Source organism: Mesorhizobium sp. LCM 4577 (genome assembly GCF_001854795.2).
Taxonomy (GTDB): Bacteria; Pseudomonadota; Alphaproteobacteria; order Rhizobiales; family Rhizobiaceae; genus Mesorhizobium; species Mesorhizobium plurifarium.
Window position 1 is genome coordinate 83,511 of the sequence record NZ_MDDU01000053.1, and the last position, 25,901, is coordinate 109,411.

The 25,901-nt window shown below is 63.9% G+C and carries 21 protein-coding genes; 1 reads left to right on the forward strand and 20 read right to left on the reverse strand.

Features of this window, described 5'->3' with window-relative positions; genetic code table 11:
* Position 1 precedes the first annotated feature (1 nt).
* Entirely contained in the window at positions 2–1,558 is a 1,557-nt protein-coding gene (locus LCM4577_RS29345; protein WP_071074437.1) for an E2 ligase fold family C protein, read from the forward strand.
* Positions 1,559–2,620: 1,062 nt separating this feature from the next.
* Here LCM4577_RS29345 and LCM4577_RS29350 read toward each other — a convergent pair.
* The 20 genes from LCM4577_RS29350 to LCM4577_RS29445 form a co-directional block, all read right to left on the reverse strand.
* A complete protein-coding gene (locus tag LCM4577_RS29350) occupies positions 2,621–4,801 on the reverse strand; it encodes a nitric oxide reductase activation protein NorD (protein WP_157900515.1) in 2,181 nt (726 codons plus the stop codon).
* Between the two features lie 71 nt (positions 4,802–4,872).
* Positions 4,873–5,706 (reverse strand): CbbQ/NirQ/NorQ/GpvN family protein, encoded by an 834-nt coding sequence (locus LCM4577_RS29355; RefSeq protein ID WP_071074438.1) that lies wholly within the window; start codon positions 5,704–5,706, stop codon positions 4,873–4,875.
* 134 nt (positions 5,707–5,840) lie between these two features.
* Positions 5,841–6,878: an aliphatic amidase gene (locus LCM4577_RS29360; RefSeq protein ID WP_040985664.1), complete on the reverse strand. Its 1,038-nt coding sequence runs from the start codon at positions 6,876–6,878 to the stop codon at positions 5,841–5,843.
* A 33-nt stretch (positions 6,879–6,911) separates the two neighbouring features.
* Entirely contained in the window at positions 6,912–7,607 is a 696-nt protein-coding gene (gene urtE, locus LCM4577_RS29365; protein ID WP_040985665.1) for an urea ABC transporter ATP-binding subunit UrtE, read from the reverse strand.
* Complete coding sequence (urtD, locus tag LCM4577_RS29370) at positions 7,600–8,361, reverse strand: urea ABC transporter ATP-binding protein UrtD (protein WP_071074439.1); 762 nt, start codon at positions 8,359–8,361, stop codon at positions 7,600–7,602. Before urtD ends, urtE begins: the two co-directional genes overlap by 8 nt.
* Positions 8,358–9,488 carry an urea ABC transporter permease subunit UrtC gene (gene urtC / locus LCM4577_RS29375; RefSeq protein ID WP_071074440.1) on the reverse strand — a complete coding sequence of 377 codons (1,131 nt, stop codon included), beginning with the start codon at positions 9,486–9,488 and terminating at the stop codon, positions 8,358–8,360. Before urtC ends, urtD begins: the two co-directional genes overlap by 4 nt.
* A 33-nt stretch (positions 9,489–9,521) precedes the next feature.
* Complete coding sequence (urtB, locus tag LCM4577_RS29380) at positions 9,522–10,391, reverse strand: urea ABC transporter permease subunit UrtB (protein WP_071074441.1); 870 nt, start codon at positions 10,389–10,391, stop codon at positions 9,522–9,524.
* A gap of 57 nt (positions 10,392–10,448) precedes the next feature.
* Positions 10,449–11,696 (reverse strand): transporter substrate-binding domain-containing protein, encoded by a 1,248-nt coding sequence (locus LCM4577_RS29385; RefSeq protein WP_071074442.1) that lies wholly within the window; start codon positions 11,694–11,696, stop codon positions 10,449–10,451.
* A gap of 212 nt (positions 11,697–11,908) precedes the next feature.
* Positions 11,909–12,580, reverse strand: coding sequence for an ANTAR domain-containing response regulator (locus LCM4577_RS29390; RefSeq protein WP_083354883.1), 672 nt, complete (start codon positions 12,578–12,580; stop codon positions 11,909–11,911).
* A gap of 26 nt (positions 12,581–12,606) precedes the next feature.
* A complete protein-coding gene (locus tag LCM4577_RS29395) occupies positions 12,607–13,767 on the reverse strand; it encodes a transporter substrate-binding domain-containing protein (RefSeq protein WP_071074443.1) in 1,161 nt (386 codons plus the stop codon).
* A gap of 80 nt (positions 13,768–13,847) precedes the next feature.
* On the reverse strand, positions 13,848–14,864 hold the full coding sequence (locus LCM4577_RS29400) for an alpha/beta fold hydrolase (protein WP_041002006.1): 1,017 nt from the start codon (positions 14,862–14,864) through the stop codon (positions 13,848–13,850).
* A 60-nt stretch (positions 14,865–14,924) separates the two neighbouring features.
* Entirely contained in the window at positions 14,925–16,238 is a 1,314-nt protein-coding gene (locus LCM4577_RS29405) for a cytosine permease (RefSeq protein WP_071074444.1), read from the reverse strand.
* Positions 16,239–16,881: 643 nt separating this feature from the next.
* The gene (locus LCM4577_RS29410; RefSeq protein WP_071074445.1) at positions 16,882–17,595 is read right to left on the reverse strand and encodes an ABC transporter ATP-binding protein; all 714 of its coding nucleotides are present in this window, start codon (positions 17,593–17,595) and stop codon (positions 16,882–16,884) included.
* Complete coding sequence (locus tag LCM4577_RS29415; RefSeq protein WP_041006735.1) at positions 17,592–19,310, reverse strand: ABC transporter permease subunit; 1,719 nt, start codon at positions 19,308–19,310, stop codon at positions 17,592–17,594. Before LCM4577_RS29415 ends, LCM4577_RS29410 begins: the two co-directional genes overlap by 4 nt.
* Entirely contained in the window at positions 19,297–20,166 is an 870-nt protein-coding gene (locus LCM4577_RS29420; protein ID WP_041002001.1) for a branched-chain amino acid ABC transporter permease, read from the reverse strand. Before LCM4577_RS29420 ends, LCM4577_RS29415 begins: the two co-directional genes overlap by 14 nt.
* A 139-nt stretch (positions 20,167–20,305) precedes the next feature.
* Positions 20,306–21,490 carry an ABC transporter substrate-binding protein gene (locus tag LCM4577_RS29425; protein WP_041002278.1) on the reverse strand — a complete coding sequence of 395 codons (1,185 nt, stop codon included), beginning with the start codon at positions 21,488–21,490 and terminating at the stop codon, positions 20,306–20,308.
* A gap of 36 nt (positions 21,491–21,526) precedes the next feature.
* A complete protein-coding gene (locus tag LCM4577_RS29430) occupies positions 21,527–22,615 on the reverse strand; it encodes a GTP-binding protein (RefSeq protein WP_041001999.1) in 1,089 nt (362 codons plus the stop codon).
* Complete coding sequence (locus LCM4577_RS29435) at positions 22,602–24,266, reverse strand: amidohydrolase (protein WP_071030775.1); 1,665 nt, start codon at positions 24,264–24,266, stop codon at positions 22,602–22,604. The genes LCM4577_RS29430 and LCM4577_RS29435 overlap by 14 nt, the downstream gene beginning before the upstream one ends.
* A 67-nt stretch (positions 24,267–24,333) precedes the next feature.
* Entirely contained in the window at positions 24,334–25,107 is a 774-nt protein-coding gene (locus LCM4577_RS29440; RefSeq protein ID WP_071074446.1) for an SDR family NAD(P)-dependent oxidoreductase, read from the reverse strand.
* Complete coding sequence (locus tag LCM4577_RS29445; RefSeq protein ID WP_071074447.1) at positions 25,104–25,901, reverse strand: SDR family oxidoreductase; 798 nt, start codon at positions 25,899–25,901, stop codon at positions 25,104–25,106. The genes LCM4577_RS29440 and LCM4577_RS29445 overlap by 4 nt, the downstream gene beginning before the upstream one ends.

Below are 25,901 nucleotides of genomic sequence, written 5' to 3' on the forward strand. Positions count from 1 at the left end.
GATGGCACTCGCGAATTTCATCGACCGCGCCGCAACGGCTGCCGCTCAGGTCCTGGCCGACTTCCATCTAGCTGATTTCAAGGCGCTTCTCGAAAAGCAGGTCGTGGCGGTATCTTTCGACGGCCAGGCCGCTTCGTGTGCCGAGGGCCAGGCAACGCTTGATCTCACGATCAGGCTTATGGCTCGCCTTTATCCAGTTCTGGCAATTCTGCCCCTGGATCAAGGCGCGAACTCCCTGGCTCGCACGCTCGAGCATCTGGCGAAGTCGATCAATCCAGGAATTGGCATCAGGCATTCCGGCAAGAATGCTACGGTCGGTGTGGTTGCCGGCGCGGTGCGGCCATCGCTGCGATGCCCAACCTTCTTCATGGGGTCTCAGGGCTGGACAGCAAAGCTGTCGCGCGCAGGTCCGGTGCAGTCCGGCTCGAGTTTGCTGCCCTATGGTGCGGGTGGCGCCAGCTGTCTTGCTGCCGCCAATGTTTTTCGCACGATATTCGGCCACCAGCTCACCGGCGCCGACCTGGACGACAGCATCGACCTCTGCTTGCGCACGTATGGGCGGGGCAAAGCTGTCGATCCAAGCTCCTGTGATCTCTCTGTCGATCTTGGCGAGACCCATCTGGTGGGCCTTGGCGCGATCGGCCATGGCGCGCTTTGGGCCTTGGCGCGCCAACCTGGTCTGTCCGGCCGCTTGCATGTGATTGATCATGAGGCGATCGAGCTCTCAAACTTGCAGCGCTACGTGCTGGCCGGCCAGTCGAATGTCGGAACGTCCAAAGCCGCACTCGCATCTGCAGGGCTTCGAACGACAGGTCTCGAGGTCGAGGCGCATCCTGTGAAATGGGCGGACTATATAGCGCGCCGTGGTGACTGGTTCCTGGAGCGAGTTGGTGTCGCGCTTGACACATCTGCAGACCGGATCGCCGTACAAGGGGCCCTGCCTCGGTGGATCGCCAATGCCTGGACCCAGGAGCACGATCTGGGCATCTCGCGCCATGGATTTGATGACGGCAAGGCCTGTCTTTGCTGCATGTACATCCCGCACGGCAGGTCAAAGGACGAGCATTTGCTAATCGCCGAGGAGCTCGGAATACCGGACGCGCACGAACAAGTGAAAACGCTCTTGCAGACCAACACTGGCGTCGCCGCCGACTTTGTTGCTCGTATCGCCACAGCGATGGGCGTTCCATTTGAGCCGCTCGCCACGTTTGTCGGCCAACCCCTTCGGTCCTTCTACCAACAGGCGATTTGCGGCGGACTCGTGTTCCAGCTTAGCGGCGRCAGCCGCCTGGTTCGAACCGTGGTTCCGATGGCGTTTCAGTCAGCTCTCGCCGGTATTATGCTTGCCGCCGAACTGGTCAAGCATGCTGCGGGTTTGCCCGCGAGCGCGACTACGAGCACCCGGATGAATCTCTTGCGGCCGCTGGGATCGCATCTGAACGACCCAAAAGCAAAAGATGCGAGCGGTCGCTGCATTTGTGCCGATGAGGAATTCCTCGCCGTGTTCCGGCAAAAATACCACGACCCTGTTGCCGGGTTGGTCATCGTGCCCGCCTGAGCGAGCCGGCGCTGTACGCCGATGACAAGGTCGAGGCACTCTCGAGAACCGTGTTCATGCCGATCGAGGCAAAAGCCGTGCGATCGTCTGGAGGCCAATTCGTCACCGGTGTGACGGGGCTGGCTTCGGGCCAGGATGGGACGCCAACGGCACCACAGTCGCCTAAGATCGGGCTATTTGCGCCACGGTCTCCCGAGGGGTATCGCCGTGATGGCGGACTTGGAAATCCGTCGCGCTCCAACCTGCTGCGGCGCCAGATTTGCGGCAGGCCCGTGGAGCGCGGCGGAGATCGCAGATCGGACAATGCGGGTGTACCTGAGCGGCAGCGACGTATGCCGGGTGTCGCCGACAGGATGATGCAACCAGGATGGAGCCATGGGAAAAGTCCCATCTGATCGGCCCGCCTGAGGAGCTGACCGATCCAATCTCCAGACAAAACTAGTATCGGTCGTTCACGATGGCCCGTCGATGAACCTGAAGTACGGCAGCTTCTATAGGATCGACTATGGTTTGCTGAACGGCCGAGATGAGGGCGAAACGGCCGTCCGTACCGAGTCCACAAAGGCGCTACTTGTAGGCGGAGATCTCCAGGGCGATCTCCGAATACGAAGTGCCCCCCCTTATACGCTGCCTGAGGGATCGGGGGTAGAAACCTCTGGCTCGATTACGCGCGCCATCTAAATTCAGTGGCAAGGGACTGACATGTCCTATTCAGGAACCAAACCTATCCACAGAAATATTTTGTTGGTATTTCTGTTGGTATCAGCTGCGGTTGACCTTCCCTAAGCATCTGAAAGCAAAATATGATTTTCTTTACTTGGATTCCGCCTCTGGGCACCATCCCCACAGTTCCTTCCGCCGAAGCCTCTACGCTTCAGTCTCCGCAAATGGCTGAATTTGCCTACTTTTTCGGCGCGCAAGTCGCGGCTGGGCAAATTTTATCGCGTTTCTCTAGGCGGCTATCCTGTCATTCTCGCGGATGCCCGCCGAGCGCGCGATGAAGTAAACGCCTCCTCAAGACCCCTCACGATGTTCGATTTTCGACGCGCGGCACGGTCGTGGTCATCTTCCGAGCGCCAGGTACAGCTTGGGCAGCAGGTCGGTCAGTCGGTCGATCGTGGCGATGCTGAAGGCGTTCTTCTGGCCAAAGATGCGGCCCAGATAGGATTCGGCGTTGGAATCCAGCCCGACACAGAATGTGTTGACGCCAAGACGGCTGAGACCTTGCACCGCTTTGCGCGCATCTTCTACCAAATAGCGACGGTCCTCGACATCAATGTCCGATGGCTCGCCATCACTGACGACGAGAAGCAGTCGCCTGTAGCTGCGTTGTGTCGCGAGGTCGGCGCCAGCGTGCCGGATGGCGGCGCCGAGCCTGGTCGAAAAGCTGCCTTGCAGCCCCGCCAGCCGCGCCTCGACCAAGCTGTCATAAGGCTGGCTGAAATCCTTGATCCGTGTATAGCGCACGTCCTCGCGACGATCGGAACAGAATGCGGCGATCGCGAAGGGATCGTCGAGACCGGACATAGCCTGCGACAGCAGCGCCGCGGCCTGGCGCTCGATGTCGAGCACGGTCCGGCGCCCGTTGGCGACGCGATCGTTGGTCGATTGCGAAACGTCCAGCAAAAGCAGCACCGACAGGTCACGGCTGCGCCGCTCGTAGCGGCCATGGATGCGCGGGCTCGGCGTCTCCCCGATCCGACGCGCGATCGCGGCATCGATGCAGGCATCGATGTCGAGGAATTCGCCCTCCGATTGCCGCCGCAGGCGTTCAGCACGGCTGACCCTGGCCGAACGAATCAACGCGGTGACCCTATCGGCAAGGTCGCCGCGCTTCTCGCGCAGCCGCGCCACCTGCGCGGCCGTTGCCGCATTTGCGGGATATTCCTTGACTGACACCCAGTCCGGCTGTTCGCGGCCGGTCACGTAGTCGAACTCGCCATAGCGCGCCACCAGCACGCCTCCCATGCTCAAAGGTTCGATCTGCACGCGTCCCGCCTCGCCGTCCGGCCTGCTCTCCTGCTCAATGCGGTCGGGGCGCTCGTGGTTCTCCTCTTGCCGGATGCGCGCCGACGACAGGACCTGTTCGGCATCCTCGGCCTGGCTGTCGTCATCGCCGAAATCCCAAAGACCGAGATTGTCGTCGCGATACGGCGGCTGCACGACATAGTTCCTGGGGTCGAACTGGATCCGCATCTGGCCGAGATCGTTGCCAAGCAGGTTGCCGATCCGCCGGCTGAGCTGCTGGTCATGCGGGTCTTCCCGTAAAAAGGCCTCGCGCGCCTTGGCGATCCACGGGTTCGGATCCTCGTAGGATGGATCGGCGAGCGCGCGCGCCAGCCGCGCGAAAAGGGCCGGCGCCGTGACGGCGCTCGATGGCTGCACGGTGTGAAAAGGCAGGAACAGTCGCGCAAGCCCGGGCAGTTCACGAATTGCGAGCTGCTCGACGCGAGCGTCCTCGATCAGCGATACCAGCGCGATCTGCGCCGGTTTGAGGCCGCCGACGGGAAAGCGTTCGCGCGTGAAGCGCAGATGAGCGCCGATGTGGGCGACCGCCGCGCGGTAAAGGCGCTCGGCATCGGCGGACTGGAAGCCGGGGAAGGATGAGGGCAGGCGGACCACGCTGCCGTCGAAGCCGGCGCGCCGTCGCGCCTGCTCGTGCGCGTTGGAAGGCGTCTCGCGAAGTGGCGGGCTGTCGCCCCACAGCGCCGTGAGAAAGGGCCTGAGCTTTGCTTCCATATCGGCAAAGCCGATCTGGCCGCTGGCCCGCTGCAGCCATCGGATGGCGGAGGGGTCGTCAAGCCGGAAGAAACGCAGGCGTCTTTCCCGATCTCCTTCGGCCATACGTATGCCGATGCGGGTCCATGATTCCAGGCCCTCCAGCCCGACCTGGAGCAGCAGCTGGGGCATATGGGCGAACAAGAGCGCCAACGATTCCGGCGCGCTGTTGCTGACATATTCCACGAGCAGCAGCCAGCGGGGAAAGCCGTCCCGCCCGACAGTCTCGGCGGCGGCGAGCGCCTGTTCGGGCAGCAGCGCCGCCGCGGCTCGCCCCGCGCGGATGGCAACGCCCGAGACGACGCCGGCGAGATCGACGGCCGTCTGCGGCGAGACCAGGCGCGCGATTTGGGGCGACAAGCGGACATAGGCGTCGGTGACCCCCTCGCCATAGCCCGCCCCGGACAGGCGCCGGCAGGCGCGTATCCAGGCCTGATGAAGATCGCCGGGAAACGCGTCAGCCAATTGCCGTTGCAAGATTTCCTCATCGGTCGCGTCGTGCCGCGCCGGTGTTTGCACAAGGCTGGCCATGACGCTCAAATGCAGGCGGCGACGGCGGACTTCAGCGCGTCGCGCATGTCGGGGTCGTCGGTGATCGGCAGCACCAGGGCGACTTCGCAGGCCTCGTCGATCGGAATGCCGCGGCGGGCGAGCAGACCGGCGTTGATCAGCATGCGGGTCGAAGCGCCTTCCTCCAGTCCGTGTCCCTTCAGGTTGCGGGCGCGATGGCCAATCCGAACCAAGGTCTGCGCCAGCGGCCGATCGACGCCGGCCTCGTTCGCGACGATCTCGGTCTCGACCGCTTGCTCGGGATAGGAGAAGGCTATGGCGACAAAGCGCTGTTTGGTCGATTCCTTGAGGTCTTTCAGBACGCTCTGGTAACCAGGATTGTAGGAGATGACGAGGTGGAAGTCCGGGTGTGCCTTGAGCACCTCGTTCTTCTTCTCCAGCGGGAGGATGCGGCGGTCGTCCGTCAGCGAATGGATGACGACCGTGGTGTCCTGGCGGGCCTCGACGATCTCGTCGAGATAGCAGATGGCGCCGGAGCGGACGGCGAGCGTCAGCGGTCCGTCGTGCCAGACCGTGCCGTCGGCATCGAGCATGTAGCGACCGACGAGATCGGAGGCGGTCATGTCCTCGTGGCACGAGACGGTGATCAGCGGCCGGCCGAGCCGCCATGCCATGTGGTCGACGAAACGCGTCTTGCCGCAGCCCGTCGGACCTTTGAGCATAACCGGCATGCGCGATGCGAAGGCGGCTTCGAATAGGGCGACTTCATTGCCGACGGGCCGGAAGTAAGGCTCGGAAACGATGCGGAAATCCCCCAACGCATCGCCTTCTACCGCGGCGGATCCGGTCCCTCGATCCATTTCAATCTCCAAACGCGTGGCACAAGTCCATGTCTTTGCGTATGCCGCCAAGATCGCTGCGCGCTTTTGGGCGGCATGCTTTCTAGGTGCGCCGCGGCCCCTCGCAGGCCGCGGCGCTTGGCAGCGACCGTCGCTCAACGATGGGCTGCCACCTTGTTGGGAATGCCTTCGATCGGGCTTTCCGGCGTGCCGACAGTCTGCCGGGTCAGCGCCTCGACCTTCTCGCGCGTGCCTTCCGGATCGGTGATCCACTGCTTGTAGAAATTATACGGACACACAGCGTGCCCGCGCGTGTCGTCGCCGGAGTTGATGAGGCCGGTATAGCCACGGTGCAGCAGCTTGAAGAGATGGTTCTGCGACTGCATGTTGCGGCGCGCGTCGCGCAGCAGTGATGTCGAAAGCTGCGCGTACTGGATGCCGTTTTCTTCCGTTCCGCATTCGCCAAGCGTGCGGCCATCGAAGCCGATGATCGAGGAATGGCCGAAATAGGAGTAGACGCCGTCGAAGCCGGACGCATTGGAGACCGCGACATAGACGTTGTTGGCCCAGGCCATCGACTTCGAAATCAGGATCTGCTGTTCCTTGGCCGGATACATATAGCCCTGGCAGCGGATGATCAGCTCGGCGCCGCGCATGGCGCAGTCGCGCCAGATTTCCGGGTAATTGCCGTCGTCGCAGATGATGAGGCTGATCTTCATCCCCTTCGGACCTTCGGAGACATAGGTGCAGTCGCCCGGATACCAGCCCTCGATCGGCACCCAGGGCATGATCTTGCGGTATTTCTGCACGATCTCACCCTTGTCGTTCATCAGGATGAGGGTGTTGTAGGGAGCTTTGTTGGGGTGCTCCTCATGGCGCTCGCCGGTCAGCGAGAAGACGCCCCAGACACGGGATTTCTTGCAGGCCTCGGAAAAGATCTTGGTTTCCTCGCCAGGGATCGACGAGGCGGTCTCGTACATCTCCTTCTGGTCGTACATGATGCCGTGGGTGGAATATTCAGGGAAGATCACGAGGTCCATGCCGGGCAGACCGGCCTTCATCCCCTCGACCATCTTGGCAATGTTGCGGGCATTGGCGAGCACTTCGTCGCGCGTGTGCAGGCGTGGCATTTTGTAATTGACGACGGCAACGCCGACGGTGTCGTTGCTGCTCGAAATATCGCCGTGATACATGTCTTACTCCTCCTGGGGTTTGCCGGTGTCCATCTAGACAACCAGATGCTGGTGGATCATCTCATCGCTGAGCTGCCCGATCGGGCCGCTGACCGCGACGCTGCCTCTGTTGAGGATGGCGAAACGCTGTGAAGCGCGGCGGGCGAATGCGATGTTCTGTTCGACCAGGACGATCGTCAGCCCGTGCTTGCGATTGAGGTCGATCAGCACATTCTCGATCTGTTCGACGATGTTGGGCTGGATACCCTCGGTCGGCTCGTCGAGCAGCATGATCTTGGGCTCGGACAGCAGGGCGCGCGCAATGGCGAGCTGCTGCTGCTGGCCGCCTGAAAGGTTGCCACCGCGGCGGCCGAGAAATTCCTTGAGAATGGGGAAAAGTTCCAGCACCCACTCGGCGATCCGCCCGCCGCCGCCCTTCGCGGCGAAAGTCCCAACCATGAGGTTTTCCCGCACCGTGAAGCCCGGCAGGATGCCGCGGCCCTGCGGGACGTAACCGACGCCAGCCAGCGCGCGCTTGTGCGTGGGCTGGTCGACCAGTTCCTCGCCGTCCAGCCTGATGGAACCGGTGGTGCGGCTCATCAGGCCAAGCACCGTCCGCAGCAGCGTCGTCTTGCCCACACCGTTGCGGCCCAACACGGAAAAGAAGTCGCCCGTGCCGACGCTCAGTGACACCGACTGGAGCGCGCGGCTGCGTCCGTAGAAGCCGTCGACATTGGCAAGCTCAAGCATGGCCGATCCCTCCCGAGCCGAGATAGGCATCGCGCACCGCCTGGTTGGATTCGATCTCGGAGATCGTTCCTTCGGCGAGCAGCTTGCCTTGGTGCATGACGGAGATGGTCTGGGCGATGTCGCGCACGAAACCCATGTCGTGCTCGACGACGATCAGCGTGTGCTTGCCGCGCAGCCGGCAGAACAGGTCGGCGGTCTTCTTCGTCTCCTGCTGGGTCATGCCGGCGGTCGGCTCGTCCATCAGGATCAGAAGCGGGTTCTGCGCCAGGATGAGCGCGATCTCGAGCCATTGGGTCTGTCCGTGCGAAAGATGCGCCGCCGGCGTGCCCAGCTCATCCTCCAGGCCGACGAGCTCCGCCAGCCTTTCGATATCGGCCTTGTCGCGGCTCTGTCGGAATCTGAACAGGTTTGACAAGACGCCTGGGCTTGCGGAGCGCCCGATCTGGAGATTGTCGCGCACGCTGAGATCGCGAAAGACACTCGGCACCTGGAATTTGCGGCCGATGCCGGTGCGGGCGATGGCATGCTCGCTCAAGCGGTGGATGGGCTTATCCTGGAAATACACCTCGCCGGCAGCGAGCCGCGTCTTCCCGCAGATCAGGTCGAGCGCCGTGGTCTTGCCGGCGCCGTTCGGCCCGATGAGGCAGCGAAGCTCGCCCTGCGCCACACGCAATGTGAGATTAGAAACGGCTACAAAGCCGCTGAAGGATACTTTCGCCTTGTCGACAACGAGCTGAGCGCCGGCCTTGGTCATGGCAGGCTCTCCAGATGGTGGGTGCCGGCGCCCGCGGCGTCGGTTCGCTGCGGCTGCTGGGCAGGCGCGGGGCACCGACGCTCAAACCGTGCCGTGATCGTTTCCACGGCGCCGGCTATGCCCTTGGGCAGGAACAGCACGACAAGGACGAAGAGCAGGCCCATGACGAGCGTCCAGGAGTCTAGAAATGTCTCCGATTCCGACAGCGCGCCCTGCATGCCGGCAACGATCAGGGCGCCCAGCATGGCGCCGACCAAGCTCTGGCGCCCACCCACGGCAACCCAGATGACGACGGAAAGGGAGAGCGGCACGCCCATGAAGGTCGGCGAGGCGAACTCCATCACGATCGTGTAGAGCATGCCGGCGAGCCCGGCGATGGCGCCCGAGACCGAGAAGATGAAGATCTTGTAGAGCGCGACGTCGTAGCCGAAGAAGCGGACGCGATCTTCCTGGTCGCGGATCGCCTGCACGATCAGGCCGGCCTTGCTTTTGGTGACCGCCAGCGCAAGGAACAGTGAAGCTGTCAGGCAGATGGCGACCAGATAGTAGCTCGCCGAGCCGTAGGCATCGAAAGCGAAGCCGGCGACGTCGAACTGAGCGAGGTCGGTGATGCCGTTGAAGCCGCCCGTATAGGCCTGCTGATCAATGATGACGAGCTGAACGACGACCATTGCCGCCAGCGTGGTGATCGCCGCATAGACCCCCGTCACGCGGCCCCGGAACATGAACCAGCCGAGAAGCGCCGCGAACAGGACCGGTATGACGATGCCGGCGGTCACGCCGAAGGTCGTGGAATAAAAAGGCTTCCAGAACCACGGCAGTTCCGGCACGTTGTTCCAGACCATGAAATCCGGCAGGCCATCCGGACCCGTATGGATCGGGATGGTCTTCAGCTTCAGCGCCATCGCCATGCAATAGGAGCCGAGCCCGAAGGTGGTGGCCTGGCCGAGGTTCAGGATGCCGGCGTAGCCCCATGACAGGCTAAGCGCGATGGCCAGCATGCCAAGCACCAGATAGCGGGCGTATTTGTTGAGCAGGAAAGAGTCGTTCATGAACACGGGCACAAGCAGGATCGCCAGGCATACCGCCGCGCAGATCACGATTTCTGTTTTTGTCTTGCCGGACACTGAGCTGTTTCCCTGATTCAAATCCGCAACGACTCAAGTCCGCACGCGGGCGGTGAAGAGCCCTTGTGGCCGGAAGCGGATGAGGACGACGATTGCGAGCAGCACGAGCGCCTTGGCGATCGTGTCGTTCGAATAGAAGGCCAGATAGCCGGACAGCTCACCCAGGATGCCGGAGCTTGCCAGCGTTCCCATCAGGCTTTGTGTGCCGCCGAGGACGACCACCATGAAGGCATCGACCACATAGTTGGTGCCCATCTCCGGCGAGACGCTCTTCAGCGGCGAGACCAGGGCGCCCGCAAGTCCGGCAAGGCCCGCTCCGTATGCAAAGGTCAGCCGATAGATGCGGCTGGCGTTGATGCCGTAGCTCGAGGCGACGGCGCGGTTCTGGGTTATCGCCCTGAGCTTGAGGCCGAAATTGGTGTGCCGGTAGATCACCCAGGTGAGGACGAAAAGAGCGAGCGCCACGAACAGGATGAACAGGCGGTAGGCCGAGTCCGTCGCGCCGAGGATGGTGACGCTCTTCGACAGCGGCTCCGGCATCTGCACGTAGCGCAGCTCGCCGCCCGCGGCCAGGCGCACGGCCTGCTGCGCCATGACGCCGATGCCCCAGGTGGCAAGGATGGTGTCGAGCAGCCGGTCGTAGAGACGGCTGATGACCAGCACCTCGACCAGCCATCCAATCGCGGCCATGATGATGAAGATCGGCACCAGGCTCGCGAGCAAACCCATGCCGAACTCGGTCTGCAGCGCCCAGGCGGCATAGGCGCCTAGCATGACGAATTCGCCATGCGCCAGATTGATGACGCCGGTGACGCCATAGATGACGGCGAGACCAAGCGCCACCAGCATCAGGATCGATGCGATGCTGAGGCCCGTCATGAGCTGCGATACGATGATATCCATGGCACACCTTTCGAAGGGGCGGCGCCGTCCCGGGCGCCGCCGATCCGTCTTCCGGTCTCAGACCTGCTTGAGCCCTTCCGCCGTGCATTTCTGGTTCGGGTAGGCCTTGTAGGGCACCGGCTCGAGCCACTCGGCGGACTGCTTCAGGATTTTGAACTGGCCGTCTGCCTGGCACTGGCCGATCTTGGGCCACAGCCAGGTGTGCAGGTTCTCCGGCTCGATGCGGACCTTGCCCTGCGGAGCCACCATCTCCTGGCCCTTGACCGCCTCGCGGATGGTGTTGGGCGTGATGTCGCTGCCGGCGAGCTTCTCGACCGCCTGCTTGAACAGGTGGACCTGGAAGTAGGACGGCTCGGACACGAAATGGGTGACCTTGTCGGCGCCCCATCGTTTCTTGTAGGCGTCGACGAATTTATGATTCTCAGGCGAATCCCAGACCATGAAGTAAGGCGCCGAGGTGAAGTGCCCGGCAGCCGCCTCGCCGCCCATGGCCGCCACTTCGTTCTCCGACGTCGTCAGGCTGGCCATCGGCATGGTCRCAGGGTCGAGCCCGGCGGCATGGTATTGCCGGTGCAGGGCCACCACCGAGTCGCCGACCACGGTGGAGAAGATGACGTTCGGCTTTTCCGCCTTGAGCTTGTTGATGACGGATGAGAATTCGGAATGGCCGAGCGGGACGTATTCCTCGGCCACCACCTCGGCGCCGAGTTCGGCCAGCAGCTTCTTGCAGTAGTTGTTTTCCTCCTTCGGATAAATGTAGTTCGACCCTATGAGGTACCAGCGCTTGCCGAAATTCTTGACCAGCCAGGGGACGAAATCATCCTGTTGCTGGTTGGGCACGGCCCCAGTGTAGATGACATTCTTGGAGCATTCGCGCCCCTCGTAAAGGGTCGGATACCAATAGAGGTTGTTCTGCTTCTCGAACACCGGCAGCACCGCCTTGCGGCTGGCCGACGTATAGGAGCCGAAGACCGAAACGCATTTGTCGGACAGCACCAGCTTGCGCGCCTTTTCGGCGAACGTGGCCGGATCGGAGGCGGGATCCTCGACCACCGGCACGATCTGCATGCCGTTGATGCCACCCGCGGCATTGATCTCCTCGATGGCCAGGACCGTGGCCTTGTTGAGCGATTCCTCGATGATGGCCGTGGTGCCGGTCAGCGAGAACAGGACGCCTACCTTGATTTGGCCGTCCGCGGCGCGCGCCAGCGAGGCGTTCTTGCTCCAGATATGCGGAAATCCGACGAGGGACACTGTGCCGAGCGCGGCTGTGGCCTTGAGAAAACTACGACGGTTTTTGTTCACCTTTTTCTCCCCTTGAAAACGAAAAAGGCCCCGAAGCGAGCTGCGTGAAGCAGATCGTTTCGAGGCCTCAGTGCCTTTGATGTGCGCGGCACCCTGCCGCCCGCGAACTCTGTCGTTCGCAACAAAAAACCCCACGTCCCGCTTTCGCGAATGCCGTGAGGTTCCGTTACCTGTATTTCGCCGGCGGCACCGTTGCCGCCAATTTGAAAACGCTAGCTGAGAAGATCGTAGGAGTCAACAATGGCGCTGGCGACCGCGCCGATCGTCACGCGCCGTTCCATCGCCTGCCGGCGAAGGTAGTTGTAGGCCTCTTCCTCGGTGATGTTCTTCACCCGCATCAGAAGCGATTTCGCGCGCTCGACGCTGCGCATCGTGCGCAGGCTCTCGTCCAATTTATCTATGCGGCCGCGCAGGCGGCGCTCATAGAGGAAATGGCTGCGCGCCAATGAAAGGACCGCCTGTACCGAGCGCGTCGTCGTCGGATAATGGAGCACGCCGTGGGCGGCGCAATTGTGCAGAAGCTTGAGGTCGAGCGGACTGTCGCCGCGATCGATGACGACAAGGGCAGCCCCCGGTTCTCCGGGTATCCAGGGCAGCCTTTGCGGCAGGTCCGCGGACAGCGTGCAGAACACGGCATCGTAATGAACCGGTATCTGCGGCGGGATCGGCCATTCGTGATGCACCTGGCAGCGCAACCTTTGCAACTCGCGCACGAGCCGCTCGCCATCGTCATCTCGGTCGACGATAACGGCAACCTTGAGATCCCAGAGCGACTTGGTTGCGGAAGAAGGGGAGGATTGCGTGAAAACCCCACCATCCCTCCGTGGTGCCCCTGCCTGCCCGATCTTGTCGCGACCATTCCTCATGTCGACGGTCTCTTGCACGATTGTCCTCCCTTGCTGCCGCTTGGTCAGGTTAGTTCCAGGGATCGCTGGCGCAGGCTGCGGCCGTAGCCAAGCAAATAGGGATCGGATCGAACGCAGCTTGGGGACTCATAGACGAGGTCGAACTGGCCCTGCCGGTTCGCGCGACCGATGCGCGTCCACAGATCCGCATGGCCCCAGATCGGATTGATGACAACWTCGCCCTGTGGCGCCTCGAATTCGGACCCCATCACGGACGACCGCAGGATCTCTGTGTCCATCGACCCGGTCTGCTCCAAGGTCTTGGCAAACACGTTGACCTGGAAGTACGAAGCCTCCAGGCACATGTTGGTCGGCTCGTCCTCGCCATAGCGCTTCTGGTAGTGGCGCACGAAGGTGGAATTGCGCTCGTTGCCGATGCCCTGGAAATAGGGAGCCGCGGTGATGTGGCCCTCGCCGACGTCATGACCCATGGCGCGGATCTCGGCCTCCGTGGTGGTGAGGCTGGCAATCGGCATCATCTTCGGGTTGAGCCCGAGCTCGGCATAGGCTTGATAAAGGTAGACCGTTCCATCGCCGACGACTGTCGAGAAGATCACGTCGGGCTGCGCGCGTTTCACTTCACGCATGACCGGCAGGAATTCGGCACGCTTGGCGCCCATGTTGACGTAGGACTCGCCGACAACGCTGCCACCGCTGTTGCGGATCAGCTCGCGCATGATGCGGTTGGACTCGCGCGGGTAGATATAGTCCGAGCCGATGAAGTAGAAGCGGGTGCCGTAGGTCTGCATCAGCACACGGCACAGTTCGACGCTGTTCTGGTTGGGCGTAGCGCCGGTGTAGATGACATTGGGGGAGAATTCGAAACCTTCGTAGAGGGTCGGATACCACAGCAGGCCGTTCAGCCGCTCGACGACCGGCAGGACCGCCTTGCGGCTGCTTGATGTGTAGCAGCCGAATATCGTGCTGACTCCGTCCTCGACCATCAGCTTCTTGGCGTAGCGGCCGAAGGCGCTGGCCTCGGAGCCCGGATCGTAACAGATCGGCTCGATCGGCCTGCCGTTGACGCCGCCCGCGGCGTTTATCTCCTCGATCGCCGTCAGCGTTCCCCTGAATTGCGTTTCCTCGATGACGGCCATGAAGCCGGAGCGGGAAAAGAGGACGCCGACGCGCCACGGTTCGGAGGTATTGCTTGATCTGGTCAACATACGCTCCCAAAGTTCCCCAACTGCGTTTTCTTGTTGTCGGACGCGGCCGGCCGCAATCCTGCGGTCGGCCGCGATCGCGGTCAACTGGCCAGCAAATCCTTGAGCTTGCCGTCCAGGAACTTCACATCCTGCTGGCTCGTGCCGGGGCCGCCGGCAAAGTGACCCCAGATGGACTCGAAAGGAATGAATTTGGCATTGGGCATGTTCGCCACTTCGAACTCGCTGTCTTCGGGTGGGAAATAGAGATCCGTCCGGCTCGGCATAACGTAGGTCTTTGCCCGGATGGACGACAGCGCCTTCTTGAAGTCGCCCTTGTACAGCTCGTTGTCGGAGATATCGCCGTTCTGCCAGGTCCACAGCATCGTCAGGAGATTGTTGGCGTCTTTCGGCAGGAAGAACCCTTCCCAGAATGCGATCAGGAAATCCTCGAGCGAGGAGAAGCCCAGCGTTTCGAGATCCAACTTCTGCCGGTAGAATGCTTGCGAAAAACCCCAGCCCGCATAGACCCTGGCCATCGCACGCAGACCTTTTTCAGGCTTCTTCTCATACCAACCATTGTTCCAGGCTGCATCGGCCGTCAGCGCTGCCTTGACGCCTTCGAGGAAGACGAAGTTGTGCCGCGAGCACTTGGCCGACCCACAGAACGGAGCAATGCGCTCTACCATCTCGGGATACTGAGCACCCCACTGGAAGGTCTGTAACGCGCCCATCGACCAGCCGGTGACCAGCGGCAATTTCTGGACCTTGAACTTCTCCGTCACAAGACGATGCTGGGCGCGGACGTTGTCGTATGCGGTTACCAGCGGAAAGCGGGATGCGTTGTAAGGCTCGGGCGTGTTGCTCGGCGAGGATGAGAGACCGTTGCCGAACATGTTCGGGATGACGATGCAATATTTGGCTGGGTCGAGCGCCATGCCACTGCCGATCAGCCATTCATTGTCGGCGTGCTGGCCCGAATACCAGGTCGGATAGACGATGAGGTTGTCCTTTTTGGCGTTCAGCTCGCCGAATGTTTTGTAGGCGAGCTTGGCGTTGCGCAGCGTGGCGCCGCGCTGCAGGGCGAAGTCGCCGAGGTCGAAGATTTCATAATCAGCCATATGCTTCACTTTCCTTGCGAGTTTGAGGCGGGACGCGAAAGCGGCCCGCCCGATCCAATCTCAAGCGGCCGCCCGTGCAGTCTGCTGCTGCCGGCCGATCACGGCATAAGCGATRCCGCCTGCCAGCATGGCGCTGATGGCCGTGGAGAAATGCGGGGCGTAGAATTCGACAATCAGCGCCACGGCCGATCCGATTGCCCAGGCGATGAAAGCGGTTGGCCGCCAGTCTTCGCCGATCTCCGCATTCCTGCGGTAGAGATACTGGTCGACAAGCACGATGGCGCCGATCGGCGRCACCACAACACCGAGCAGCGACAGCCACTGAATGAAGAAGGCCCACACATTGCCGGCGGCAACCACGATGCCGATGATGCCGAGGACCACCGCCATGATCCGCATGCGCGTGCCCAGGATCCGCGACCAACCGGTGGCCGAGTTGTAGAGGCAGTGCGCGCAGACCGAGCCGAGATTGCAATAGAGGAAGAGGAAGGCGAGCGCCCCGAGCCAGCCGATCTGCTTGCCGTTCATGTAGCCGAACATGTTGTCGGTGCCGAACGGGTTTGCGTTCGGCACGGCCAGCGCCGCGGTCATCACCCCGCCGGCCAGCATCGCGAGAAGATTTGCGAATGGAAACGCCGAGAAGGTAGCGACCACTGAACTGCGCGCATCCTTGGCCCAACGGTTGAAGTCGGCGGTGACCGTGCCGGCATCGATGAAGAGCGCAATGACCACGGTCAGGCCGATGCCCATCGTCATGGTCGCGGCGCCGTTGTTCCCGGGATAGTTGAAAATTGCGTTCCATCCGGACGTCGAGGCGACATCGAGCGCTACCCATCCGCCGAGGATGACGAAAAGCGGCACAGAAACCAGGCCGATGAGGTGGAGACCACGCACACCGATAAAGGTGATGCCGATATAGAGCAGGCCGGCCACGATGGTCATGGCGACGTAGTTCAGGCCATAGGCCGAGCTTATAAGGGCGCCAGTTATCCCGGTTTGGACCGCATACCACCCCAGCAGCAGCGTCGACAGCAGGCCGGACGCGAAGACATAGCCCTTCTTGCCGAAGACGATTGAAGCCAGAAGGGCGAAGTTCATGCCGCGCCGCGTCCCCAGAAGGCCGAGCGCGCCGACGTAAGCGAACATGATGAGGTTGCCGATCCCCATCGCCCAGAGCGCGTTGCGGAACCCCATGCCGAGCACGAGGATGGATCCGGTCATCGCTCCTGTAATGATCATCGGGAACCCGATCCAGACGGTCGTCACCGAAAACGTGCTCCGCCTGGCGGAAATGGGAACGGGTTCGTGCTCGTATTCTTCGCCAAGGACGTGGTCGACTTCATCGAGCGTATCGATGTCCGTGGTCTTCGTCATTGCACCCTCCTGGGTCAATCGCGTTGCGTGACGGCCCGTCTTGCGATTGGACGCCCTTGTCCGAGCCCGCGTTTTCCTCGGTGGAAGTGCTGTCGGCCATGAATTTGTCTGGATGCCTGCCGCGGCGGCTTTTTTGCCTTTTTCCGCGCCTATCCTCGCCTTCCGGCCGACCGGCGCCTGTTCCCCTTGGCTTCTCGGTCGGTATCGCACAAACGACAAAGGCCCCCCGATGGCTCCTGGAGCGGAGTCAAAGGGAGGCCCTTTTGCCTTGATCTGAATGGTGGCCCCGTTGCCACCTACCTGCCTAGCAGGCAACATAAACCTACATGCAAGGTGGAACCGAGTCAAACAAGCATGTTCAAGGCGCTGCTGGTTTCGACCTGGTGCGCGCCGCGCGCGGCTCCCGGGACCCGATCGCCTCCAGGACGAAGCCATAGCCGGATCCATCCGGCGTAATCGGCGTGACATTGCCGGTTGGCGATGACGGGAGAACCGGAGAATATCCGAGCTGCGGTTGCATCTCGAAATTGAACTGCCAGCCGATCGCCGATCCCAGCGGCAAGCTGCGCTGGCTGAGCGTCCCCCGCCTTGGAAGCTGTTGTCGTCGCGCGCGATGCGAAAGCGCCCGTCCACAGTGCACGTGTCAGGCAGGTACAGCGCTTTCGGCTCCGCCGAGATAAAGCCGATGCAGTTCGTCCGGCGATTGCCGCAGCCTCGCGCAGTCGCCGTCATAGACGACGCGGCCGCGGCGCATGACATAGGCGCGGTTGCCGATCGAGAGCGCGAGCGCCGCGAATTGCTCGACCAGCACGACGGCCAGGCCGTCATCGGCGAGCTTGCGCACCGCCGTCATCAGACGCGTGACGATGACCGGGGCGAGACCGGCGGACATCTCGTCGATCAGCAAGACTTTCGGGCGGGTGAGAAGCGCCCGCGCGATGACCAGCATCTGCTGCTCGCCGCCGGACAGCAGGCTCGCCTTCACCGCGCGACGCTGCACCAGCTCGGGGAACAACGCATAGGCTTCCGCGATGTCGGCGCCCGGATGCAGGCTGACGCGCAAATTCTCTTCCGTCGTCAGCTGACGGAAGACGGTGCGGCCCTGCTCGACGTGGGCGAGGCCTTCGCGCGACCGGGCGCCGGGCCGTGCCTTCTGCAATTCGCGGCCGTCGATGGCGATGGTGCCGCCGGCGACCGGGATGATGCCCGAAAGGCCTTCGAGCAGGGTCGTCTTGCCGGCGCCATTGGCGCCGAGCACCACGCTGATCGCGCCGCTCTCCGCGACAAGGTCGACCGAGGTGACGACCGGCAATTCGGCGCGGTTGATCGACAGGTTGGAAACGACGAGCCTGCTCATGCCGCCACGCTCTCTTCCTCGATGCCGAGATAGGCTTTCTTCACCGCCCGGTCGCTGAGCACCTTGGCCGGCGGGCCCGATGCGATGACCTGGCCGAAGTCGAGCACGGTGACCTCCGAACAGACGGCACGCACAAGGTCCATGTCATGCTCGACCAGAAGCACCGCCGAGCCGAACAGCTTTGGGATCTCGGCGATCCGCTGGCCGAGCCGCAGCGTCTCCTCGTGCGACTGGCCGGCGGCGGGCTCGTCGAGCAGCACGACGGCCGGGCGGGCCGCGACAACGCCGGCGACATCGAGCAGACGCCTGGTGCCGGCATCGACCGAAGCCACAAGCGTGTCGGGATGCGGACAGTCTAGCCAATCGAGCACCGCTTTGGTCTCATTCGCCGACAGGCCCCTGGCCGCCAAGGCCAGATAACCGCCTACGGTGAGCTCCGGCGCGATACGGTTGGTCTGCCAGCTGCGGCGCACGCCCTCGCGGGCACGCAGATGCGCCGGCACGCCTTCGAGCGGCTTGCCGCCCAGCCGCACACTGCCCTGATAGGACGACAGGAAGCCGGCGACCGCGTCGATGAAAGTCGACTTGCCGGCGCCGTTCGGGCCGATCAGCCCGGCCACCGTGCCGGCGGCAACGCTCAGGCTGACATTGTTCAGCGCGACGACGCTGCCATAGCGAACAGTGAGCCCCTCGATGCTAAGCGCAGGTCCGGCGGCGCGCTCGATTGGTCCCGGCAATTCCGAGGCGGACGCGACGGCGGCTTTTGGCGCGCCGGCCGGCAACAGCTTGCGGAACTGGCGCCGGAAGGTCTCGCTCATCGTCTCGCCGGTCGACAGCGCCTGCGTGGCGCCGATGGCGAACAGCACGTTGCCGATGTCCTGCGGCCAGTCGAGACGGCGCAGGATTTCCGGGAACATCACGACGAGCAGGCCGCCAATGATCGCGCCCTCGGCGAAATGCGCGCCGGTCATCACCGACACCGCATAGAGCGAGAGCGACTGCATCATGCTGAAATTCTCGGCGACCAGCGTGCCGAGATAGCCGGCAAGCAGGCCGCCGGAAATGCCGGCGACGAAGGCGCTCAGCGCAAAAGCCGAGAGCTTGGCGGTGGCGATGCTGACGCCGTGAGCGGCTGCGGCGCGCTCCGAGTGACGCACGGCCAGCCAGGATGCGCCGAGCCGCGAGCGGCTGATGACTTCGAGCGCCACGGCAATCGCGACATAGAACAGCAGCACGAAGACGAAATAGCCCTCGTCGCTGTCGAACAGTTCCGGCCGCGGCACCTGCAGGAAGTCGGTCTGGCCGGGATACGTCATGGTGGCGAGGATAGTGTCGAACGCGGTGGCGAAGGAGAGCGTGACGATGGCGAGATTGATGCCGCGCAGCCTGAGCGCCGGCAGGCCGATGGCGATGCCGAACGGCACGGCCGCAAGGCCGCCGATCAGGATCCATGCAACGAGGCCGCCCGGCGCCTCGGCGAGGTTGAGATAGCCGACCGTCCAGGCGCCGACGCCGGCGAAGGACATCTGGCAGAGCGCGATCATGCCGGTGCGGCCGGCGACGAGGCCGAGGCTCTGCAGCGCGACGCCGGTGATCAGCACCGAGGTTGCGAGAAACACCCAATAAGAGGGCAGCAGGCCGGCATAGGCGACGCCGCCGGCGACGAGCGCGACGACGATAAGGATCAAAGAGGCCCGAAGACTAGCGCGCTTCATCCCAGCGGGCCTCCCGCTGCGACCAGAGGAGAACGGCAAGCACCACCAGGAACGGGATGGCGCTGCGATACTGGCTGACGCTGTCGATGGAGCTTGCCAGTCCTTCGACGATGCCGAGCGCGATACCGCCGGCCAACGCCCACCAGAAGCTGCGGAAGACGCCGATGAGCGCCGCGGCCAGCGCTGGCACGACAAGCAGGCTGAGCGTCATGAAGTTCGGTGAGCGCTGCGGCGCGATGATCATCAATGCGAAAGTCGTGAAGGCGCCGGTCATGCCCCACACCAGCAGCGACAGGAGCTGCACGCGCACGCCGAGCAGTTCCGCCGCCATCGGCCGGTCGGCCAGCGCGCGCAGATTGAGGCCGATCTTGGTCCGGTTGAGAAAGAGATCGGAGAGGATGGTGAACAGCACCGCCAACCCGATGGTGAGCACCGAGGCGATGGTCACCTCGACACCGGCGAGACGGAAAGCCGAGCCCGGAAACAACTCCGGCATGTTGTGCGGATGCTGGCCGCCCGTGAGGCGCAGCCCGATTGCGATCAGGCCGACGAGCAATGCCACCGTCACCGCCGCCTTGGTCGAAGCGCTCGCCTCGCCGAACCATCTGGTCATGATATTGCCGACCGCGACGCCGGTTGCCGTGCCGGCCGCTATCCCCGCCAGCACAGAGGGCCAGATCGGGAAACCGGCCTCGAACAGCGCGATCAGCACGAAGGTGCCGGCGGTGCCGATCGCCGCCCCGGTAAAGTTCACCACGGCGACGAGCCGGTAGGTGAAGACGGCGCAGACGCCGAGCAGGGCATACGTGCCCCCGGCCGTCAGTCCCGCCACGGCGGATGTGAGCAATGCGTTCATCTTTTCCCAATCTGGAAGTAGGGCCGGCATCGGCCCGAATATCTGTCGAGGTCGGCGCCGCCCCTCATGCCCGACATTTCTCCCGTGAGCGGGGAGAAGAGGCCGGTCACGAGAGACAGCGCCGACACCCGGGAGGACCTCATTTGGCCTGCGGCAGCACGACCCAGTCCGGCGTCTCGACCTTCCAGGCGCCGGCATCGAGCTTCATCACCTTGGTGGCCTGCATCGGCGAATGCGTCTTGGCCTTGCCGAAGACGTAAGGCGAGCCGGCGAGCGGGTTGGTGAGCGGTTGCATGTCGTGCAATGCCTTGGCGACACTTCCGCGCGTGACCTCGCCGTCGATCGAGGCGACCACCTTGAGGAATATCTCCGCGGCGAGATAACCGCCCTGCGAGAAGGCCGTGAGCGGCCGGTTTGCCTTCTGCATGTCGGCAATCCACTGCGCGTTGGCGGCCGAATTCTTCTCGGTATAGGGCTCCCATTCGGTGCCGACATAGATCGGCTGCTTGGTGTCAGCGAGCGCCTTGGCGACCTGCTCGGTGTAGCCCGGCGCCAGGAACAGCCAGTTGATGCCCGTGATCTTCTGCGCATCGACAGTTTTGATCAGCTGCACCACCTGCGGCTCGACCTGGTTGGTCAGAACCGCGTCGCAGCCGGCATCGCGCGCCTTGATGACATAGGGCGTCAGATCGCCCTGGAAGGGCAGCGTCAAGTCGAGGAGATGGATCTTCTGGCCGCTGATCTTCTCCCAGTTCTCGATCGCCTTCTTGTAGGCCTCCTGCGTGCCGCCGATGATGATGAAGAAGGCGCAGAGCTTCTTCGTTTTCAGCTCATTGGTGGCGTAGTAGGCCATGGCCGTCGACAGCGTGTACGGGCCGACATTGACGGGCGCGACATTGGGCGAGGAGAAGCAGGCGGCGTCGACGCCGAGACCCTGCACCGAAAGGATCTTCTTGCGGCTGTAGGTGGCGGAGTTGACGGCGCAGTCGAGCAGGGAGGCGGAGCCGACCAGGGCGACCGCTTCCTTGTTGTCGATCAGGTCGCGCGCGGCTTGTGCCGCGACCGCCGGATCGGCCTTGTCGTCGGCGATCGTGTAGTCGATCTTGCAGCCATTGATGCCGCCGGCCGCATTGACGGCATCGAAGGCGGCCTGCGTCGCTTTCGGCACTTCCGAGAAGTCGGCCGGACCGGTGACGGTCGACACGGCGCCGACCTTGATGGCGCCGTCCTTGCAGGTAGGGCCGGCGGCGGACGCCGTGCCGGCCATGGCGACAAGGCCGATGCCGACAAATGCCGCTGCGAGCAGTCTCGATTTCCAGTGCATGTTCATTCTCCCATTTTTGTCATGCGTTGTTCGGTTTCAGGCGGCGGCGAGCGTGGGCGAAACGATGCTGGCGGCGTCGACCGCCGCGAACTTCACCAGCGTGCGGGCGATGGTCTCGCGCTCGATGTCGCGGACGATGAACACCAGCCGGGTGCGTCGGTCCGCCGACGGCCAGCGATCGAGCCGCGCCGGCGGATGAAAGACGTGCTGCACGCCATGCAGCACAAGCGGCCGCTCGGGATCGTCGGCTGTGCGCACGATGCCCTTGAAGCGCAGCAGGTCCTCGCCCTTCAGTGCCGCGACGTAGTCCAGCCAGCGGGCGAAAGCGTCCCATTCGACCGGCTTGTCGATAATGAAGCTGAAGGACCGGATGCCGTGGTGCGTGTCGTGATGATGATCGTGACCATGGCGGCAATCAGGTCCGCATCCATGGTCGTGGTGACCAGCCGCTTCGACCCGCATCGCGATGCGGGTCGCGTCCGCCGCAGCATCAGCGGGCAGGCTCGCCAGCAGTTCGAGTTCGACTTCGCCATTGCGGGCGACGGTTTGCTCGACGGCTGGCGCCAGATGCTCAAGCCGGTGCCGCAAACCGCCGAGTGCCTCGTTCGAGACGAGATCGGTCTTGGTGATCAGCAACCGGTCAGCGACGGCGATCTGCTTCGCCGCTTCGGAATGGCGGGCGAGCGTCGTCGCGCCATTCACCGCATCGACGGTGGTGACGACACCGCCGATGCGAAAGCGTGTCATGAGCTCGGCTTCGGCCATCAGCGTGTGCAGGATCGGCGCCGGATCGGCGAGGCCGGTCGTTTCGATGATCACCTGAGAAAGCGGCGGCGTTTCGCCGGCCTGGCTCTTACGATCCAGCTCCTTCAGCGTGGCGACCAGATCGCCGCGCACCGTGCAGCAGACACAGCCATTGTCGAGGAGCGTGAACTGTTCTTCGCTGGCCTCGATCAGCAGATGGTCGAGCCCGACGGCGCCGAACTCGTTGATAATGACTGCGGCGCCGGCAAGCGAGGGCTGGCGCAGCAGGCGGTTGAGCACCGTCGTCTTACCGCTGCCCAGGAAGCCGGTAAGCACCGCCACCGGAACCCTTGCATCGATTGCGGGATCAGGCGCGCTCATAGACCACCCTCCCCTCGAAATACGTCGTCAGCACTTTGGTGTCGGCGAGGTCGTCGGCCGGCGTTTCCAGCACGTTACGGTCGAGCACGATGAGGTCGGCCGATTTGCCGATCTCGATCGAGCCGACTGTGTCGGCAAGGCCGATGGCGCGGGCCGAATTGATGGTGAAGATCTCGAGCGCCGTGGCCACGTCGATCGCCTGCTCCGGCCAGAGCGACGCGCCCGGAAACTCGCCGCTCGGGTTGCGGCGAGTCACCAGCCCTTCGATGCCGTCCCACGGATCGGGGTTGGGCATCACCGGCCAGTCGGAGCCGCCGGCGAGCAGCGCGCCGGCGGCGAGCAGGTCCTTGTTCGGCCAGAAGCGCAGCGCGCGCGCCTCGCCCATCGTCTGCTTGTGGCCTTCGAGGAAGCTCGTCGGATACCAAAGGAAAGGCGAAAGGTCGGCGACGACGCCGAGGTCGGCGAAGCGGGCGATGTCGTCCGGCGCGATGTAGCTCGCATGCGCGATATGATGCTTGAGCTTTGTCGGGCCGTTGAAGGAACGCACGACGTCGATCGCGTCCAGCGCCTGGCTGACGGCGGCGTCGCCCGCGCAATGGATCTTCACGCCGAGCCCGAGCTTCTCGCATTTGCCGACCCAGCGGATCAGCTCCGGCACGGTGACGATGGTCGAGCCGCGGAAGCAGCAGCCCAGAACTGGATCCTTGGTGTAGGGCTCGTGGAAGGCGGCGGTGCGGGCGCCCGGCACGCCGTCGAGGAAGATCTTCACGAAATCCGGTTTCGCATGGGCGCCGCGATATTGCTCGCGCAGCGCGATCAGCTCATCGCCGGCGATGCCGAACATGAAGGACGGCTCGACCGCGGGCATGGCCGAGACCGACCAGGCAGTCAGCTCGCCGCGATCGTCGAGGCCCTTCAACGCCGCAAGGATCGGCTGCATGGCGGCGGCGTCGAGGAATGCGGTGACGCCGTAGGAGTTGAGCGTCGCGATCGAGCGCGCCATCGCGGCACGGTCCATCTCTTCGGTGTAGTGGCCGGATTGCGCGATGGTGCGCTCGACGATGCCGGCGGCGGATTCGATCATCATGCCGGTCAGCGCGCCGGTCGTCGGGTCGCGGCCGATGGAGCCTTTCTCCGGATCAGACGAAGAAGCCGACAGGCCGGCGAGCGCGAGCGCCTGCGAATTGACCCAGCGATTGTGATAGGTGTCGTCGCGCAGCATCACCGGCCGGCCTTGGCTGACCCGGTCGAGCGCCGCCAGCGCTTCCAGGCGGTTGAGCTTCGGCAAGAGATCGCTGCCCCATTGGCCGCCGATGATCCAGGAGCCTTCCGGCGCCTTGGCCGCTGCCTCGCCGACGCGCGCGATCAGCGTCTCGAAGCTCGCGGTCGGCGGAAAACGCAATTCGAAAAGCTCAGCCTGGCCGCCCATCATCAGATGCGCATGCACGTCGACGATGCCCGGCATCATCATCGCGCCCTTGAGGTCGACGACGCGGGTAGCCGCGCCTGTCAGCGCGGCGACATCAGCACCTTCGCCAATCGCGACGATGCGGCCGCCCTTGACGGCGACGGCCGATGCCCAGGGCCGTTTGCGGTCGAGCGTGTAGATGCGGCCATTGGTGAAAACCAGGTCGGCACTTCTCTCGGGCATTCTCTTCTCCTCCTGCTCCCGCCGACCGGCACCCTCATGCTGGCGGACGGGCAAACCTCAATTCACGTCACACCGCCCTGTTCTGTGTCGGGGCGCGGCCGCCGCCATCCGCGACCAGCACCGCGCCGGTGACGAAGGACGCTTCGTCGGAGGCGAGGAACAGGCAGCAGGAGGCGATCTCTTCAGGCTCGGCGACGCGGCGCAGCGCGATGCGGCTGGTCAGCGCCTTGAACTCCGCGTCGGGCGTCGAGCCGTTGGCGCTTGCGGCGACTTTCATCTCGTAGACGCTCATCGGCGTGCGCACCCAGCCGGGCGCCACCGCGTTGGCGCGGATGCCGTCGACACCATGCGCGAAGGCCACCGAGCGGGTGTAGGAGACGAGTGCTGCCTTGCTCGCCGAATAGGCGGCGTTCTGGCCGCTGGCGTTGAAGGCGCCGACCGAGGCGATGTTGACGATCGCGCCTCCGCGCTGCTTGAGCAGCGGCAGCGCCGCGCGGCAGACCATCATCGAGCCGGTGACGTTGACGGCAAAGCTCTTGGCCCAGGTCTCGTCGCTCAGCGTCTCCGGCTCGTCGAGGATCATGACACCGGCAGCATTGACGACGATGTCGAGGCGGCCGCCGCAGGCTTCGATGGCGCGGGCGATGTCGCGGGCATCGGTGATGTCGCCGCGTACGGCGGTGCCGCCACTGGCCTTGGCCGCTTCATCCAGCACGTCCCCGCCATGCCCGAAGGCGATAACCTTGGCGCCGTGGCGGCCGAACAATTCGGCGGTGGYGCGGCCCATGCCGGTGGCGGCACCCGTGACCAGAGCCGTGCGGCCTTCGAGGCGGCGGCTCATGCGAGCCCCCAATGCCGTTCGACGGCATAGCCGGTCTCTGGCAGGGTCGAGCCGCCGTCGACGACGATGGTCTGGCCAGTGGTGTATTTCGCTTGGCTCGAGGCGAGGTAGAGCATGGCGTAGGCGATGTCATCGGCCTCGCCGAGACGGCCCATCGGGATGAACTGGCCGAGCCTGTCCGCCACCTCCGGCTTGCTCATCGTGCCCCTGCCCGGCTTGGCGATGAAGCCCGGCTCGACGCCGTTGACGGTGATGCCGTCGCGGGCGAACTCGAAGGCGGCGCCGCGGATGAAGGCGTTGACGCCTGCCTTGGCTGCCGAGTAGTGCGCGCCGCCGGCCATCGCCACGCGCGCCGAAACCGACGAGGTGACAAGGATGCGGCCGAAGCCGTTGGCGCGCATCGCCGGGGCGGCCGCCTGCGCCAGCCAGAAGCAGGCCTTGAGGTTCACCGCAAGCGCCTCTTCCAGCTTGTCCTCGTCGAGTTCCTCGACCGAGGCCCAGGGACAGCCGCCAGCATTGTGGACGACGATGTCGAGGCGGCCGGATTTGCCCGCAACATCGCCGACCAGGGCGTGCAGCGCCGCGCGGTCCAGCCCGGCAAGCGCGACGGCGCGGGTGGATAGGCCACGCGCGGACAGCTCGGAGGCAAGCGCCTCGGCGACGTCGAGCGTGCGGTTGGCGATGACCACCGAGGCGCCGGCCTCTGCGAAACGCGTGACGATGGCGGCACCGATACCGCGCCCGCCGCCGGTCACCAGCGCCACCCTGCCCGTAAGGTCGAACGGGTTCGCCAT

What these genes read in the sequence shown, in the direction of transcription:
- LCM4577_RS29420 (WP_041002001.1), bottom strand. Translation starts at nt 20,166, where the DNA reads ATGAACGCATTGCTCACATCCGCCGTGGCGGGACTGACGGCCGGGGGC.
- LCM4577_RS29360 (WP_040985664.1), bottom strand. Translation starts at nt 6,878, where the DNA reads ATGTATCACGGCGATATTTCGAGCAGCAACGACACCGTCGGCGTTGCC.
- LCM4577_RS29425 (WP_041002278.1), bottom strand. Translation starts at nt 21,490, where the DNA reads ATGCACTGGAAATCGAGACTGCTCGCAGCGGCATTTGTCGGCATCGGC.
- urtE (WP_040985665.1), bottom strand. Translation starts at nt 7,607, where the DNA reads ATGCTTGAGCTTGCCAATGTCGACGGCTTCTACGGACGCAGCCGCGCG.
- LCM4577_RS29430 (WP_041001999.1), bottom strand. Translation starts at nt 22,615, where the DNA reads ATGAGCGCGCCTGATCCCGCAATCGATGCAAGGGTTCCGGTGGCGGTG.
- LCM4577_RS29410 (WP_071074445.1), bottom strand. Translation starts at nt 17,595, where the DNA reads ATGAGCAGGCTCGTCGTTTCCAACCTGTCGATCAACCGCGCCGAATTG.
- LCM4577_RS29435 (WP_071030775.1), bottom strand. Translation starts at nt 24,266, where the DNA reads ATGCCCGAGAGAAGTGCCGACCTGGTTTTCACCAATGGCCGCATCTAC.
- urtB (WP_071074441.1), bottom strand. Translation starts at nt 10,391, where the DNA reads ATGGATATCATCGTATCGCAGCTCATGACGGGCCTCAGCATCGCATCG.
- urtD (WP_071074439.1), bottom strand. Translation starts at nt 8,361, where the DNA reads ATGACCAAGGCCGGCGCTCAGCTCGTTGTCGACAAGGCGAAAGTATCC.
- LCM4577_RS29400 (WP_041002006.1), bottom strand. Translation starts at nt 14,864, where the DNA reads ATGGCTGATTATGAAATCTTCGACCTCGGCGACTTCGCCCTGCAGCGC.
- LCM4577_RS29445 (WP_071074447.1), bottom strand. Translation starts at nt 25,901, where the DNA reads ATGGCGAACCCGTTCGACCTTACGGGCAGGGTGGCGCTGGTGACCGGC.
- LCM4577_RS29415 (WP_041006735.1), bottom strand. Translation starts at nt 19,310, where the DNA reads ATGAAGCGCGCTAGTCTTCGGGCCTCTTTGATCCTTATCGTCGTCGCG.